Below are 16,299 nucleotides of genomic sequence, written 5' to 3' on the forward strand. Positions count from 1 at the left end.
CTACCGTTAACCTGATAGCGGACTTCCCTTCTGTAATCACTATGGAACCTCGTCATGTTTGAGAACATTACCGCCGCTCCTGCCGACCCCATTTTGGGTCTGGCTGATTTGTTTCGTGCCGATGACCGCCCTGGAAAAATAAACCTCGGGATCGGTGTATATAAAGATGAGACAGGCAAAACGCCGGTGCTGACCAGCGTTAAAAAAGCCGAGCAATATATACTGGAAAATGAAACCACCAAAAATTACCTTGGCATTGACGGTATTCCAGAGTTTGGTCGCTGCACTCAGGAATTACTGTTTGGTAAAGAAAGTTCGCTGATCAACGATAAGCGTGCACGTACAGCACAGACCCCTGGCGGCACTGGTGCACTGCGCGTGGCAGCTGATTTCCTGGCAAAAAATACGTCGGCTAAACGCGTATGGGTGAGCAATCCAAGCTGGCCGAACCATAAGAGCGTCTTTAACTCTGCAGGCCTGGAAGTTTGTGAATACAACTATTACGATGCAGCAAACCACTCATTAGATTTTGATGCGCTGCTGGCAAGCCTCAGCGAAGCGCAGGCTGGCGACGTGGTGCTATTCCACGGCTGCTGCCATAACCCTACCGGCATCGATCCTACGCTGGAACAGTGGCAAACGCTGGCTCAGATGTCTGTCGAAAAAGGTTGGTTACCGCTGTTCGACTTCGCATACCAGGGCTTTGCCCGTGGCCTGGAAGAAGATGCAGAAGGTCTGCGCGCATTTGCGGCGCTGCACAAAGAGCTGATCGTCGCCAGCTCCTACTCCAAGAACTTTGGACTGTACAATGAGCGTGTAGGCGCCTGTACGCTGGTTGCTGCCGATGCGGAAACCGTTGACCGTGCGTTCAGCCAGATGAAATCAGCCATTCGCGCTAACTATTCCAACCCACCAGCACACGGTGCATCCGTAGTGGCCACGATTCTAAGCAACGACGCACTGCGTGCCATCTGGGAACAGGAACTGACTGATATGCGCCAACGCATTCAGCGCATGCGTTTACTGTTCGTGAATACGTTGCAAGAGAAAGGTGCAAACCGCGACTTCAGCTTTATCATCAAACAGAACGGCATGTTCTCGTTTAGCGGCCTGACAAAAGAACAGGTTCTGCGTCTGCGTGAAGAGTTTGGTGTCTACGCTGTCGCTTCCGGACGTGTAAACGTAGCTGGAATGACGCCAGATAACATGGCGCCGCTGTGCGAAGCGATTGTTGCGGTACTGTAATCTATCGTGCACAAAAAAGGCCGCAAACGCGGCCTTTTTATTTATTAAACGAATTACCAGACAGGCATTTCATCCTGCAGGAACGGGTTATGTAGCCGTTCATTACCCAGCGTAGAAAGTGGGCCGTGACCTGGAATAAACGTCACGTCATCGCCCAGCGGCAACAGTTTACATTTAATCGAATCGATCAGTTGGCTGTGATCTCCGCGCGGAAAATCGCTGCGCCCTACGCCGCCTTTGAAAATCACGTCACCAGAAATCAGTAACTTTGATTGCTCATCAAAGAAAACCACATGTCCCGGTGTGTGGCCCGGACAATGCAGCACCTGTAACGTCACGTTGCCAACGCTGACCCGATCACCTTCGTTCAACCAGCGATCGGGCGTCAGCGGCTCACAATCTCCGAGGCCAAACATGCGGCTCTGAGCAGGGAGTCCCTGTAACCAGAACTCATCTTCTTTTTCCGGGCCAATAACCGGTACACCATAATGCTGTGCCAGTTCAGCCGCCGCTCCAACATGGTCAAGATGACCGTGAGTAAGCAGGATCTGCATTAGCGTCAGACCGCTGGCATCCACTTCCTGTTTGATTTTCTCGGCATCGCCGCCGGGATCGACCAACGCGGCCAGACGAGTCTGCTCACACCAGATTAGCGAGCAGTTCTGGGCGAATGCAGTGACCGGAATAATACGATAGTTCATACAGCTCCTGTTTCATTAAGCTTATGGATCACCAGTGCCGTGCAGGGCCGGTGTCAATATGCACAAAGTTACTGCTGGGGTAGTATCCTACACCACCTGCGCGCATAGATAACGCAGCTTTGCGAATATTACTTAATGCGATGCCTTCAATATGGAAATCCATGGCCTGACCTTTAGTGTGGTAGCTTTTCTTGGCCACACCACGGCTACGTGCACGGAGTTCATTATTGGTATCGATAGAGCGATAGCCTGAGATCAGCTGTACGGGTTTACGCGTGCCCAGCAGGCCCTGCAGACGGAAGAGTTGATCAAACAGTCCCGGGTCAATGGATTTCACTTTATTGGCCCGAAAATCACGGAAAAAGTGGTTAAGTTTTGCTAATTCGTCCTGAATATAGCCCCTGCCATCAAAAAACTCTGCTTTTATTGACTCACCGGTATGCAGGTTATTCAGAGTCAATATACGCGGACGTGGGGTAGAGAGTGTTGCAAACGCAGGCGTAGGCAAGATGGCAGCGCCGAGGGCAATACCACCAAGCGCCAGCAGTTTGCGGCGATTAGCGTCAAATTTGTCCATGGTATTAAGGTCTACAAGGTCAATGTTATCGTATGTATGCTCTAGCGCACGCGGGAAACCTTATCTGGCTAAGTAGTCCACGTCAAGGCTCCCAACCCCAGGAAATACGGGGCTTGTAGCCATTTCGCCCCGTTTCCAGCATAACTTACGACAATCATTTTCCTCGAACTGCTTCATTTATCTGATTAATTGCTCGGCTTTTGACACAATTTGTGCGCTGGATCGCGCTGTCAGATCGTAATTGTAAATATCTGTACGATACTGCGTGCGACCATCCGGGCCGACAAATGCGGTCAGATAGTAGAGGTTGACCGGAATATTCTGGCGAATATTCACATACCGCGTATCCCCTTGCTTCAGGGCATCCGAGATGCGTGTATCATTCCAACCCGCATCCTGTAGCAGCATATTCGCCAGCTCAGATGCTTTGTTCACACGCACGCATCCGGAGCTTAACGCCCGCGTATCTTTCTGGAACAGATTGTGGTTCGGCGTATCGTGCAGATAAATAGCGTCCGAACTGGGCATATTGAATTTATAGCGTCCGAGCGAGTTACGTGCACCCGGAGCCTGCTGAAAGCGGAACGGCAGATTGGACGCAGTGATGGTGGCCCAGTCAACCTGCCACGGATCTATCGTCTCTTTACTGTTCCAGCCGCGCATTACGGTATAACCGTGACGTTCAAGATATCCCGGATCATTCCATAACTTAGGCAGAATATCTTTACGTGCCAGCGTCGGCGGCACGTTCCACGGCGGGTTAACAACCACGTTATTCAGCGCACTGCTCATCATTGGCGTTTTGCGATCTGGACGCCCGACAATAACGCGCGAGGCCAGCACCTGATTGCCATTCTGATAATAAACCAGCGAATAGGCAGGAATATTCACCATGATACCGGTAGACAGCTCACTCGGCAGCAGGCGTAAGCGCTGAATATTTAACGCCAGCACGCCCGCACGCTGAGCAGGCGTCACGTTCAGCCAGTCACGCGTCGCTGGGCCAATCGCGCCATCTGCGCCAAGTCCCTGCCACGTCTGAAAACGCTTTACTGCATCAACCAGTTCACGATCGTAGGTGCCACGACCTTCTTTGCCAGACGTACTGACAGCAGGCTCCAGCATCCCGGTTCGGCGCAAAATTTCACGCAGCGCGGGGATGTCATTACTCCACTCCCCTGGACGTAGCGTTGCTGTACTGGTGAGCTGCGGCCAGGGACGTGTATCACCCACCAGCTTGAGCAGCGATTCATGCATGGCTGCATACTGCGGATGCTGAGGTGCCAGGTTGGCAACAAACGAAGTTAGTTGACCGTTATCCAGTGCGACCTGCCACTGGTTGATGACGGAAATCGGCGGTGTCGTCAGCGCATAGGGCTTATCGCTGTAGAGCCAGCGATTACCTTTGACAGGGATGTTAGCGATAAAGTGCAGATACCCCATCATCGCATCAGAGAGCACGATGTCTCTCGCCTGACCGGTTACTGCCGGATCGGTCAGAAGTGCAACCCAGGTAGTAAACTGCGGCTGAAAGCCGGCAATCGCTACCTCGGCTAACTGTTGCTGAAAGGCCTTTACCGCATCACGATTTTCCCACATCGGCTTCATTTCGCGTGCGGCATACAGCAGTTCCAACTGGCTCATGTAAACCGGCGTATAGCCTGCTGGCAGTTGAGAGTGTATTTCGGCGCGGGCTTTATCAACAGACACGCCTTCTGGCAGCGGTTGAATACCCGCCATGATAGCCGTCGCAGAAGATTGAACCTGCGGCTGCGATAACGCTGTTGGCTGTTCACTGACGGTCGCAGAGCTATCGCCAGGGATCATTTCAGGCTCATCGGCCTGCGCATTGAACAGTGGAGCGAATGTTACGGCCAGGCACAAACTGATTGCCGACAGCCGACGACCACACATTTTATTAAGCAACATCCCTTGCCCCCTGTTTTCTTTATCATACTCTGAATAGCCAGGCCGCCTGTGTTCCCCTTTATTTGGCGGGGACAGACCTGTAAAACGCCAATACAAACTGAAGTATGACGAGCAAGCCCGTGACGCGTTGGGCTTACCTTTAGTATATAAACATCAAAAAGTTTTTGCCTAACCTAATGTAAAGAAGTCTAAAGAAATTACACCAGGCATGAAGTCTTTTCGGAAAAAAATAAGGCGGCCATATAGCCGCCTTTTTGCTTAACTTGCCTGCGAGGAGGCATCTTCAGTCCCCGGCAGCGGTTCCGGTAACTGAGGCGCAAACCCGCGCAGCCCCACCACGTGAACGTGCTCGGTGTTCTGGAAGACTTTACGCACCAGTTTGTAGGTAGTGCCTTTCTCTGGGCTGATGTTTTCCGGCGCAGCGATAATCAGTTGCATCTGCAAACGCTCACACAGCTCAAACAGGGTCGCAATAGAACGCGCATCGAGTCGTGCAGCCTCATCAAGGAACAGCAGGCGGCAAGGCGAGATATCTTTCCCGCGCAATCTGCGGCCTTCATCTTCCCAGCTTTGCACCACCATCACCAGAATAGACATCCCGGTCCCGATCGCTTCCCCCGTTGACAACGCGCCAGACTCAGCACGCAGCCAGCCGTCAGAGCCACGGTTAACCTCAACTTCCATTTCCAGATAGTTACGATAATCCAGCAGCTCTTCACCAATGGTTTGCGGCGTGCGTTGCCCCATGTCTATCTGCGGATTCAGACGCTGATACAGCTTCGCCAGCGCTTCTGAGAAGGTCAGGCGATTGCTGTTAAACAGATCCTGATGCTGTTCATGCTGCTCTGAAAGTACGTCCAGTAAGGTAGCATGCGTTTCACGCACATTGACGTTCAGGCGAACGCTGTTGACCTGACCAAACGACACGCTTTGCAGACCCTGGTTCAACATGCGAATACGGTTCTGTTCGCGTTGAATGGTCTTACGAATAATGTTCGCCACGCTGCGTGAGCTGATCGCCAGCTTCTGTTCACGAGAGGTTAACTCTTCCGTCAGACGGCTCAGCTCAATCTCCATCTGTTCGATGGCTTCAACCGGATCGTCGGTGCGAATAATATCCTGACGAATACGTTCACGCAGATGCTGGTAAACCGCGACGAAGAACTGAATTTTGCGCTCTGGACGTTTTGGATCTTCAGACAGGCGCAACACATCGCGCAAATGCTCGTTATCCGCAACCGCCAGACGTAGCGCACCGAGCGCCTTATCCGACATCGAACGCAGTTCGTCACCGGAAAGATAGGCCAACTCGCGGCGGTGCAGACGACGTTCCACACCGTTATCTTTCACCATCCGCATGACTGCACACCAGCCAGCTTTAGCGGTGACTACCTGCTCGCGCATTTCATGATAGTCACGTTCCAGCTTGCGCAGTCTGCGGGTCAAGTTTTCCATCTCCGCTTCGCAGAAGGTCAGTGCTTTCTCAAGTTGGTTGCGGCGTGCACGGTTGTTGCTGAGCTGCGCATGCAGTTCGTCACGACGGATACGCGCGCGCTCTTCGGCACCGCTGTCCGCACGAACGCCAATATCCTGCAGTTCACGTTGTAAATCGTTCAGCAGCTCTTTTTTGGTGTCATAAGAGCTTTTTAGCGATGCCATGACCTGGTTGTACTGGCTTAACTGTGCGGCGTGGCTGCGCAGCGCTTCACGAGCGCGGGTACGTTCGGCTTCCGCCTGTTCCAGGCGTTCACGCAATTTTTCGTTCAGATCGCTGTTGCCGCTCAGCATTTCAGCTGAGTCGGAATAACTAAAGTGCGCCCGACGCTGTACGACTTCGGTCAGCGCAAAAGCCTGCTGACGTGCGTCCCGCTGCATCTGCTGGGAATACGTATAGTCTTCCTTCAGCTGTTCAAACTGCTCAGGGTCATTTTGCAGAACCGAAACGATAGGTTCCAGTTTCGCCAACTGATTGCCATGTTGCTGTACAAAACGCGCGGCTTCCTGAGCTTCATCCAGACGCTCGCGAATTTCGTCTACGCGATCGGCCAGCGTATCATCTGCCAGCAGATTCAAGCGCGGCAGCAGGCGGTTCAGCGCAGAGACGCCCTCTTTCGCCTGTTCAAACTGCATACGGCTTTGCTGGTTATCATTTTCATGATTGGTCAGCGCACGCTCCAGTTCAACGCGGCGGCTATTCAGTTGGCGAATTTCCGCTTCTGGATCGGCTTCAAACGCCACCGACAGATGGCTGCCGATAAAGCGGCTGAACGCCTGATGCAGACGTTGGGTTTTCTGGACGTCAAAGGAGAGCGTTGCGAAACGTTCAGACAGCCCTTCACGCTCGGCATGCAGGGTTTCTATACGGCTTTCGCGCGCTGCACGACCAAAAATCGGCACCGTCGGGAAGCGGGAATAACGCCACTGACGCTCGGCAGTTTTCACCACCACCGCATTTTCCAGTTCATCAACGCTGAAGACGCTGTCATCAAACGACTGCGGATCCCCTTCGATGAAATAGAGATCTTCCGGGCAATCCGTCAGCCCTTCAAGCTGTTCGGTAATCAGCGACAGATCCGGCACTACGATGGCATGACGCGAAGGGCCGTACAACGCAGAGAAATACGGCGCATCTTCAAGGCTAACGTCATCATAAATTTCTGACAGCAGCACGCCGCCGAAGCGTTCCGCCAGCGCGTTCAGACGCTGATCTTCGGCCCCGCCCGGCTGACTTAGACGTTCAATCTCTTCATCAACCGCATTCTTACGTGCGCCGACTTCATCACGCTCAACAATGGCTTCACGCTCGCGCTCCAGCAGTTGTTGCAGATACTCGGTTACATCCTGGCTTGAAGTAAATTCTTCACCACACTGCTCGCTAAGCTGGTTCAGACTATTTTGCGCGGCCAGCCAGACAGGTGCCCGTTTCATCAAATGCTGAATACGGGATTGCAGTTGTTCCTGTTCCTGACGCAGCGTCATACGCTGTTCGCTGGCAGACGAAACGCTGTCCGACAAGGCGGCGATGCGCGCTTCCAGCTCCTGGTGCAGCGCTTCCAGCTCATCGATATCGAACTGTTTACCCTGACGCTTGCAGAATTCGGCCAGCAGACGCTCGGCGTCCTGCTGTTCGCGCAGACGCTGCTCCAGTTCGCTCAGTCGCATACGCAACGGCTGAACCTGTTCCGCCAGGTGGCGCTGTTCAACGCCTTCGCGCAGCAGCTCACGCGCTACGCTCCAGGCTTCACCACGCGCCAGCGGGCCGTTGATCGCCGCCACCAGCTGATAAGCCTGTTCGAACTGGCTATGCGCGGTTTGCGCCACGCTCATTTTTTGTTCCAGCGTCAGCAGCTTTTCAGTAGCTTCCTGCTCTTTGGCCTGGAAAGTCTCCAGCCATTCGGCGGCGCTGTCGGCTGTCAGATCCGGTAAGTGGCAAAGCTCTTTCGCCCGATTTAGGGCCTGGATTGCCTGGGTATACTGGATGGCTCGCGTCTGCTGGACGTCGAGCGCCTGCTGGTAATCGGCAAGCTGACTTTTCAGCTCATCCACTTCCAGCTCAGCGGCTTCCGCACGGGCTTCGTTTTCATCCTGGCGGTCAACGGCTTCCGCGACCACCTCATTTTGTTCTTCAAGACGGACCTGCAGTTCTTCGAGATCCGCCTCGTAGCGTTCAATTTTTTCCTGCTGACGCAGTGCGGTTTGCACCAGATTCAGGTGATCGCTTGCGGCCTGGTAATCAGCTTCCAGATCGCCTTCCGCACCGTTGTGCTCACCCAGTTCACGCGCCATATCCACGTGTTTGTACTGCTCTGCCGCCAGTTGCTTGCGAGAGGTATACAGTTCACGACGATATTCCAGTGCTTTATCCAGATGGATACGACGTTCGTTGGCGTGGCGCATATAATCCGCGGCCACATAGTTGGTCGCTTCGCTGATTAAATGCTTAAACAGGTCGCGGTCAGACTGGGTTACGCGAATCGCTTCCAGCGTCATACGGTTTTCACGCAGCGCGGCTTCCATATCCTGGAACGCTTTACGTACGCCGCTGTTTTCCGGCAGCAGGTAGTCACGCAGTGAACGGGTAATGGCGCTGGAGATCCCGCCGTACAGCGAGGCTTCAATCAGACGGTAGAATTTACTACGATCAGACGCGGAGCGCAGACGACGGGCAATGATGCCCAGATCGAACATCAGCGAGTGATAATCGGTTATTGAGTTGAACTGCTTAAACTGCACGCCTTCCATCTCATCAAGCTTCTCTTTCAGCTCAGGTAGAGACAGTACGCGCGCCTGGCGTTCGTTCAGCGTTTCCGTCACCAGTTGGGTTGGCTGTACCGACATCGGCAACCCCTGAATGGCAAACGGTTTGATATCCACTTTGCGATCGCGACCGGCAACCTGTTGCAGACGCACACCCACGACCACGCGCTGATGACGCGAGTTGAGGACGTCGAGCATTGAATAACAAACCCCTGCTTTCAGCTTACCGTGCAGGCCTTTATCGCGTGAACCACTGGTTGCACCGGCTTCGGTGGTGTTACGGAAATGCAGCAGGGTTAAGTCCGGAATGAGCGCCGTAACAAAAGCCGCCATGGTGGTGGATTTACCCGCACCGTTACCACCGGACAGCGTGGTGACCAGCTCATCGAGATCAAACGTACGGGCAAAAAAACCATTCCAGTTAATCAGCGTAAGTGAGCGAAATTTACCGCGTTCAATCATTATTCTTCTTCTCCACTGTCCGGCTGATTCTCTTCGGGCTCATCGTTGAGCTGCAGACGGTTCTCGACCGCCATCGCTTCACCATCACGAATTAAGCGACGCTGTGCTTCACGCGGATCGTCGCCGCTACGCACATCCGCGCCAAAGCGGAAGACAGATTCCGTAATACGGAATTTGCTGCTGTCGTGTCCCAGAAACCACACCATGCCTAAGCGGCGCAAGCGGTTGAGCGAAGAACGCACTTTTTCCTGTAGCTTTTGGCGGTCAACGTCAGAACCGGTTGAACGATTGTTCACCAGCTTCAGTAACTTCGCTTCGTCTGCCAGCGTTAGCAGCTCGTCGTACAGTTCTTGCTGGGTAAAAATCCCTTCGTTCGCCAGGCGTTCCGGGCTGAGATAGAGATAGCAAAGAATTTTACCCACCATCATGTCCAGTTCAGACAGGACCGAACGCGGAATGAGCGTCGTTGAACGCGGACGAAGGTAGAAGAACCCTTCCGGCGCACGGATCAATTCCACGTTATAGCGGCTGTAAAATTCTTCAAAATATTCCTGAAAATCCATCAGGAAGGCATGATTATCCAGTTCATCCAGACCGATATGGCGACCCGAACGTAAGGCACTATCCAGCGCCGGAAATAACGGATTCGCCAGCGCCTGCGCCAGCTTTACCGGCATCACTTGTTCAATATTTGTCAATGACATGCGCCTGTACCTTGGCTCCGTAATCATTAATCGGCTGCCATTTGGCTGGCAGTCCGGTGAAGTCTGCTTGCGCTACGCCAAGGCGTACCGCCTGATCGATAACAATACGCGCGACGTCGAAATGACGCGCACGTGGGTATTGCGCCAGATACTCGCGCACTACCAAACCGAGATCCAGTGGTGTTTGTCTGGATTTGTAGATAGCCAGCTGTTCTTCGATGATCGCCGCCAACTGCTCACGGATCTCGTTAAATTCTTCATATTCCAGATCTTCCGGAAGTTCACCGGTGACCTCTTCGTCACGCAGCACCATCTCCTCGTCACGCATATCCAGCAGACGATCGGCGTTGGCGTAGGTCAGCGCCCATGGGTCGTCAAAGTAGGTCTGCACAGACTGACGCAGACGCTGGGCGAAGACGCGGTTTTTATCCATATCGATCGCGGTACGGATAAATTTATGCACGTGACGATCGTAGCCGATCCACAAGTCAATGGACTGCTGGCCCCAGCTAATAATGCGGTCGAGCTTGCTTTGTAAATCAAACACCAGCCGATCGACAAAATGCAAATCGTCATGCGTCATCGTGGCGTCCTGGATGCGTAACAGGTTAGCCTGCAGCTTATCCCCCGCCGCTTCCAGCGTATCTTGCAGCTCACGCAGCGTACCAGATGTTTCAGACAGCAGCAGTTCACAGCTGGAAATCGCCGCCCGCCAGTCTTTGTTTAGCAACTGTGCGATGTCGTCTTTTACCTGCTGCTGCTGTTCATCCATGATGCGCTGGGTTAGATCGATACTGTCGAAAATCTCCGCCACCGAGTATTTCAATGGCGCATAGACGTTGCGATGCCAGTGGAACTCATCGCCACCTTCCGCTGCCGCATCCGCCGCGCGCTTCAGTTCGCCTGCAACAATCGACAATTGCATGGAAAGACGCAACGTAGAGAACTCGCGCTGACGAATATAGTAATCTGTGATGCCAATCCCGAGCGGCGTTAAACGGTAAATGGCGTTGCCTTCAGCCTGCTCGCTGGTAAAGCGGTTCAGCAGACGTTGACGCACCATATCGTTGATCGCGTTGTTGGCGCGGACGCCGATGGTTTCGCTGGTTTGCTCAAACGCATCACTCACATGGCGGAACGCATCCACCAGTTCACCTTCACTCATCTCACCGTCAAGTCGCTCACCGTTCAATGTGGCGACCGCCAGCAGGAACGAAAGTCTGTCTACCGGCAGAGAGATGGAGAAGTCATTTTTTCTGGCCCAGGCAACCAGTTCGGGGACTGTCTGGGAAAATTCACTCATAGGTTATCCTTGCATCTGCGGCTCGGGCCGGACGTTTAATCGCGGTGACATGAATATAGCGCCCAAGGCTGATAAACGGTTCCTGGCGGCAATAGCGCGTTTCTATTTCTGTTAAATCATCAAAACAGTCATGCTGTTTTTGTTTATCACGCAGATAATCATGAAACACCCTTACGCCCGTTTTACCGGTTATCTCCCAGCCAATCTCCTCCAGCCAGCCATAGACCTGCTGAGGGTCGCGCGGGAAATCGGGAGACAACGTGCGCCGTTTCTTTTTATACATTCCCTGCTGTACATAGCCGAAATTACCGACCAACACATTACGCATCAACAGACCGTTTGCATTGTAGAACATCAGCGATAAAGCACCGCCCGGGCGTAACATCGACCACAATGTTTTTAAGACAGCTTGCGGATCGGCCACCCATTCCAGCACAGCATGAAACAATATCAGATCAACCTGAGAATCCAAATGCTGTGGGATATCCTGAGCGGCACAATGTATAAAATGCATGTTGTCGCTCACACCTTGCTCTTCTGCCGCCCGTTGCGCTCGCGCCACCATCTCAGCAGAAAGATCGCATAAGGTAACATGATGGCCTCGCTGCGCCATCAGAATGGCTGTCTGCCCTTCTCCGCCACCCGCATCAAGCACACGCAACGTTTGGCCCGCGTAGTCGGCAAGAAGTTTGTCCAGATCCTGCCAGAGGATCGTCTGACGGAGCTGGCCTTTGGTGGTGCCGTAAATGTTACGGGAAAACTTCTCTGCAATGTCATCAAAATTGCGATCCCGCATCGGGCTCTCCACATGCTGGCTTTAGGGTGACTAAGTAAAACCGCTATTTTGTCACACCCGCGGCGAGAATGAACCTTCCTGGTGTAATATCGCTGCAGATCCCCTGCTGTATGGTTAAAAAAGGAACCAAAAAGGATGCTTTTTACGCTGAAGAAAGTGATTGGCGGTATGATGCTGCCGCTGCCACTGATGCTAATAATGATGGGCATAGGCCTGGCGCTGCTCTGGTTTAGCCGCTTTCAAAAAACAGGGAAAGTGTGTATTAGCCTGAGTTGGCTGGCGCTGTTACTGCTTAGTTTGCAACCCGTCGCCGATAGTCTGCTGAAACCGATTGAGGACAGCTATCCAACCTGGCAGGATACACAAAAAGTGGAATACATTGTGGTGCTGGGCGGAGGGTATACCTGGAATCCTCAGTGGGCACCAAGTTCAAACCTGATCAGCAACAGTCTTCCGCGTCTGAATGAAGGTATTCGCCTCTGGCGTGCTAACCCAGGATCAAAGCTTATCTTTACCGGTGCTGCGGCAAAGAGCAATAACGTCAGTACTGCAGAAGCGGGAGCCCGCGTAGCGCAGTCACTGGGTGTGCCGCCCAGTGATATCATCACGCTGGATCACCCCAAAGATACTGAAGAAGAAGCCGCAGCGGTAAAGCAGGCCATCGGCAATGCGCCTTTCCTGCTGGTAACGTCTGCCTCACACTTACCGCGGGCGATGATCTTCTTCCAGCAGGCCGGGTTACATCCGCTGCCCGCGCCAGCCAACCAGTTAGCGATTGATTCACCGCTTAATCCGTGGGAGCGCGCGATCCCCTCTCCCGTCTGGTTGATGCACAGCGATCGTGTTGGTTACGAAACGTTGGGGCGAATCTGGCAGTGGCTAAAGGGATCGGAACATTGACAGAAATGTTGTCTGATAAGACGCTACCGCGTCTTATCAGTCCTGCTTGTTCAGCGCAGAATTGTAGGCCGGACAAGGCGCTCACGCCGCCATCCGGCAATGCCGCAACGGGATAGTCAGGCGAGCCACGGCAGTAATGATTTTGTTGCCAGGTCAAAGTTGGAGCGATTAAAACGTCCGGTGTTGACCAGTTGCGTCACTTCATCCCATAACACATACAACCAGCGCCGCCAGATGAAGGACTCCGCCACGGGCGCGCGTTGCAGGTATTGCCAAAGCAGACTTTCTGCCAGCGCGTTATCCATTAAACGGAACAATTCATACTCTCTGGGCGCCCACAGCATCAACCCCGGTCCGACCATCGCCAGAAGCTGATCGCTACGGGCGTCTTTGAGCATGCTACGTAAACTAAAATTACCGTGGATCAGCACGCAGTTATCATTGAATCCTTCAAATAAAGCGGGCAAACACTCACGGGTACGAAACAGGATCCGCTTATCCTGCATCGTCAGCCCGGTATTGTTGAACTGATTTAACGTGGTCCACAACACTTCAACACGCTGACGATACCAGGATGGCCAGATATTCTCTTGCGTGTTATCCACCATTCCCACGCAGCCACGGCTATCCTGCCGATGCCATGACAGCAGACCTTCTACGATCTGATCTTTTAAATGTTCCCAGCGTTCGGGCGTTCGGGCTGGCGCTTCCACCGGCACACCGCGTAAACGCTCAAGCAGTAGCACATCGGGACCGGGATGCTCTTCGTGGGTTAAGACCCCGTAAATGACGGGCATTCGCACCGTACCACTGCGCGCCAACATGGAGGTTTTCCATGCCAGCTGCTGCGCCATACCTGGCGTGGTGAAACTTCTCGCCATCAGCGGCATCGGATTTCCCTGGCTGTCGTACAGTGACCACAGGGCCGTATCCACTTTTTCATTCACGCATTCTATGCGACTGAGTTTTTCGCCCAGCAGGTGGCTGAGTTCGGCACGCAACTGTTCCATTTCAGATTGCCCTCATAAATGCTACTGCTTTCATAATGAGCGTCGTGCAGACAGATGTCACCCGGATGAGATCAATTGATGAAAAGAAAAGTGGAGGGAAAGCGCAACGATACGACACTCCTCCCAAAAATACGCCTCAATATGGGGGGAGTGCCGTGAGAAAAACTAATGCATTTCGGCGCGAACGCGCTCAAGATCTTCGGCAGTGTCTACGCCGGTACCCGGGACTTCTTTTGCGACGGCAACGTGAATTTTTTCGCCGTACCACAGCACTCGCAGCTGCTCCAGCATTTCGATATGCTCAAGCGGGCTAGGCTGCCAGTTAACATAGCGGCGAATAAAACCGGCGCGATAGCCGTAAATGCCCAGATGGCGCAGAAAGGTGTCCCCCACCGTTTCCAGACTTTTGGCGAAACGATCGCGATCCCATGGGATGGTCGCGCGTGAAAAATAGAGAGCATATCCTTCAGCGTCCAACACGACTTTTACCGCATTCGGATTAAATGCCTCTTCCGCACTGTGAATCGGAGCCGCAAGAGTCGCCATACCGACCTGACGTTGCGCCAGATTCTCAGCCACCTGGCGAATAATGACCGCCGGAATCATCGGCTCATCACCCTGTACGTTCACAATAACGGTATCATCGCTAAAACCACATTTCTCGACGACTTCCGCCAGGCGCTCCGTACCAGACTGGTGATCGGCGCGAGTCATGCACACTTCGCCACCCACCGCTTCTACCGCGCGAGCGACATCCTCGTGATCGGTGGCAACGATGATACGTTCAGCGCCAGATTCACGCGCACGCTCCAGTACATGCACGATCATCGGTTTACCGTTGATATCCAGCAACGGCTTACCCGGCAGACGAGTGGACGCATAACGCGCAGGAATAATGACCACAAAACTCATGATTTACTCTCATCAGCAGTCAGAACGCGGGCTTCGGTTTCCAGTAACACGGGAATGCCATCACGCAGTGGGAAAGCAAGGTTATCCAGTTTACAAATCAGTTCCTGTTTTTCCTGGTTAAACCAGAGTTTGCCATTGCATACCGGGCAGGCAATGATTTCAAGCAGACGATGATCCATAGTTCCTCCAGATGGACCGGATTGTGAATCCGTAAATATTAACATAATCGCTTAAAGGGCTGGGTCTATTTCCCAACCATGGCGTGCATCAGCAAATAAACCTTCAGGATAACATCCCAGCGTCACGCGTGTTGCCTGCTGCCAGCGGGCAAAATCGTCAATCGCCTGGAACAATCCTTTTTGCAACGTCACCCCAGGCTTAACCCCATCCTGTAACCACAGCGAAATAACGTCCAGCACACCTGTTTTGCGGTGCATTTTGGCATCCATCCGCCCAACTAACTGTCCGCGATGCAGCAGCGGTAAGACGAAATAACCGTACTGACGTTTTGGTGCTGGCGTGTAACACTCCAGCCGATAGCTAAAATCGAATAGCTGCTCTGCCCGTTTACGATCCCAGACCACCGGATCAAAAGGCGATAATACTGCGCTGTGTGTCGCCGTTAATTTGCCCGCCAGCGCCTGTTCAAGCAGCGGCTGAAGGTGGCTATGCAGCCACAGAGTTCCAAGCCCTTCAACGTCGACAGGAATAATCTGTTGCTGTTCCGTCCGTTCGTTGCACCAGTTTTTTAGCGCCGGGCGCTTCAGGCGGTAGTAGTCTGCCAGCCATTGTTCGCGGAAAATCCCCAGACTGCGGGCGCTGTTATCCAGCATGACGCTTTCAGCATCTTCCTGCGAAAGTGGGTCACGTTCATCGTCCCAGTGTGGCATGACGCGATGAGTTAAATCATACACTCGCTGGAAATTACGCCGTTCCACGACCATCACTTTCCCGGCGGTAAACAACCCTTCAAGATGACGCTTTTGCGGTTTCCATTCCCACCAGCCGCTGGTACCTTTGCGCGGATGCTCAAAATCAGCTGAGCGTACCGGTCCGTTATGCTGGATGTGCTGGAGCAGTTGCTCAATCTCAAGCGCATGCTCTTTCATCCACGCCGCTTTATATTTCCAGCCCATGTTCTCTGGGGCCAGCATGCGGTGACGTATCAGCATAAAATCGCTGCGCGGCAAAAAGCAGGCCTCGTGCGCCCAGTATTCCATCAGTTCGCCCTGCTGTAGCGAGTCGTCCAGCCACTGGGGTGAATAATCGCCTAAACGACTAAACAGCACCAGGTAAGGACTGCGCGCCACAATATTGATGGTGTCGATTTGCAGTAACGACATGCGCGAAATGGTCGCGAGAATATCTGCCGGTGTTGCTCGGCGGCGTGTTTTTTTCAGGAGACCTTGAGCAGCAAGGTGAAGATGACGGGCATCCGTCAGAGAAAGGCGCGGCAACGACATTTATGGCCTCATAAATGATTCGCTGCCGCAGCGTGAATCA

General features: G+C 53.2%; 13 protein-coding genes. 2 read left to right on the top strand and 11 right to left on the bottom strand.

The features are described 5' to 3' along the window. Positions 1-54: 54 nt before the first annotated feature. The gene (aspC, locus tag OGY83_RS08355) at positions 55-1,245 is read left to right on the top strand and encodes an aspartate transaminase (RefSeq protein WP_003831950.1); all 1,191 of its coding nucleotides are present in this window, start codon (positions 55-57) and stop codon (positions 1,243-1,245) included. A gap of 53 nt (positions 1,246-1,298) precedes the next feature. Here the strand turns inward: aspC and OGY83_RS08360 are convergent, their stop codons facing one another. The 7 genes from OGY83_RS08360 to cmoM all read right to left on the bottom strand — a co-directional run bounded on the left by OGY83_RS08360 (position 1,299) and on the right by cmoM (position 11,974). After that, positions 1,299-1,946 (bottom strand): MBL fold metallo-hydrolase, encoded by a 648-nt coding sequence (locus tag OGY83_RS08360; RefSeq protein ID WP_286635680.1) that lies wholly within the window; start codon positions 1,944-1,946, stop codon positions 1,299-1,301. A 28-nt stretch (positions 1,947-1,974) separates the two neighbouring features. Then, the gene (gene mepK / locus OGY83_RS08365) at positions 1,975-2,523 is read right to left on the bottom strand and encodes a peptidoglycan L,D-endopeptidase MepK (protein WP_003831948.1); all 549 of its coding nucleotides are present in this window, start codon (positions 2,521-2,523) and stop codon (positions 1,975-1,977) included. A 177-nt stretch (positions 2,524-2,700) separates the two neighbouring features. Continuing rightward, the gene (gene ldtD / locus OGY83_RS08370) at positions 2,701-4,452 is read right to left on the bottom strand and encodes a L,D-transpeptidase (protein ID WP_286635681.1); all 1,752 of its coding nucleotides are present in this window, start codon (positions 4,450-4,452) and stop codon (positions 2,701-2,703) included. A gap of 258 nt (positions 4,453-4,710) precedes the next feature. Further along, positions 4,711-9,171, bottom strand: coding sequence for a chromosome partition protein MukB (gene mukB / locus OGY83_RS08375; RefSeq protein ID WP_123268239.1), 4,461 nt, complete (start codon positions 9,169-9,171; stop codon positions 4,711-4,713). Continuing rightward, a complete protein-coding gene (gene mukE, locus OGY83_RS08380) occupies positions 9,171-9,875 on the bottom strand; it encodes a chromosome partition protein MukE (RefSeq protein WP_003035809.1) in 705 nt (234 codons plus the stop codon). The genes mukB and mukE overlap by 1 nt, the downstream gene beginning before the upstream one ends. Then, complete coding sequence (gene mukF / locus OGY83_RS08385) at positions 9,856-11,178, bottom strand: chromosome partition protein MukF (RefSeq protein WP_003836877.1); 1,323 nt, start codon at positions 11,176-11,178, stop codon at positions 9,856-9,858. Before mukF ends, mukE begins: the two co-directional genes overlap by 20 nt. Beyond that, complete coding sequence (cmoM, locus tag OGY83_RS08390) at positions 11,171-11,974, bottom strand: tRNA uridine 5-oxyacetic acid(34) methyltransferase CmoM (protein WP_079936781.1); 804 nt, start codon at positions 11,972-11,974, stop codon at positions 11,171-11,173. Before cmoM ends, mukF begins: the two co-directional genes overlap by 8 nt. A 135-nt stretch (positions 11,975-12,109) precedes the next feature. Here cmoM and elyC point away from each other — a divergent pair, with 135 nt between their 5' ends. Then, positions 12,110-12,874 carry an envelope biogenesis factor ElyC gene (gene elyC, locus OGY83_RS08395; protein WP_286635682.1) on the top strand — a complete coding sequence of 255 codons (765 nt, stop codon included), beginning with the start codon at positions 12,110-12,112 and terminating at the stop codon, positions 12,872-12,874. A gap of 116 nt (positions 12,875-12,990) precedes the next feature. Here elyC and OGY83_RS08400 read toward each other — a convergent pair whose 3' ends face one another. From OGY83_RS08400 to OGY83_RS08415, 4 genes are all read right to left on the bottom strand, one after another. Beyond that, positions 12,991-13,884: a YcbJ family phosphotransferase gene (locus OGY83_RS08400; RefSeq protein ID WP_079936783.1), complete on the bottom strand. Its 894-nt coding sequence runs from the start codon at positions 13,882-13,884 to the stop codon at positions 12,991-12,993. A 165-nt stretch (positions 13,885-14,049) separates the two neighbouring features. After that, positions 14,050-14,796 carry a 3-deoxy-manno-octulosonate cytidylyltransferase gene (gene kdsB / locus OGY83_RS08405; RefSeq protein ID WP_003831932.1) on the bottom strand — a complete coding sequence of 249 codons (747 nt, stop codon included), beginning with the start codon at positions 14,794-14,796 and terminating at the stop codon, positions 14,050-14,052. Beyond that, positions 14,793-14,975: a protein YcaR gene (ycaR, locus tag OGY83_RS08410; protein WP_003035793.1), complete on the bottom strand. Its 183-nt coding sequence runs from the start codon at positions 14,973-14,975 to the stop codon at positions 14,793-14,795. The genes kdsB and ycaR overlap by 4 nt, the downstream gene beginning before the upstream one ends. 51 nt (positions 14,976-15,026) lie before the next feature. After that, positions 15,027-16,259, bottom strand: a complete 1,233-nt coding sequence (locus OGY83_RS08415) for a winged helix-turn-helix domain-containing protein (protein ID WP_286635683.1) — start codon at positions 16,257-16,259, stop codon at positions 15,027-15,029. Positions 16,260-16,299: the final 40 nt, after the last annotated feature.

This window comes from Citrobacter sp. Cpo090, assembly GCF_030332665.1.
Lineage (GTDB): Bacteria > Pseudomonadota > Gammaproteobacteria > Enterobacterales > Enterobacteriaceae > Citrobacter > Citrobacter portucalensis.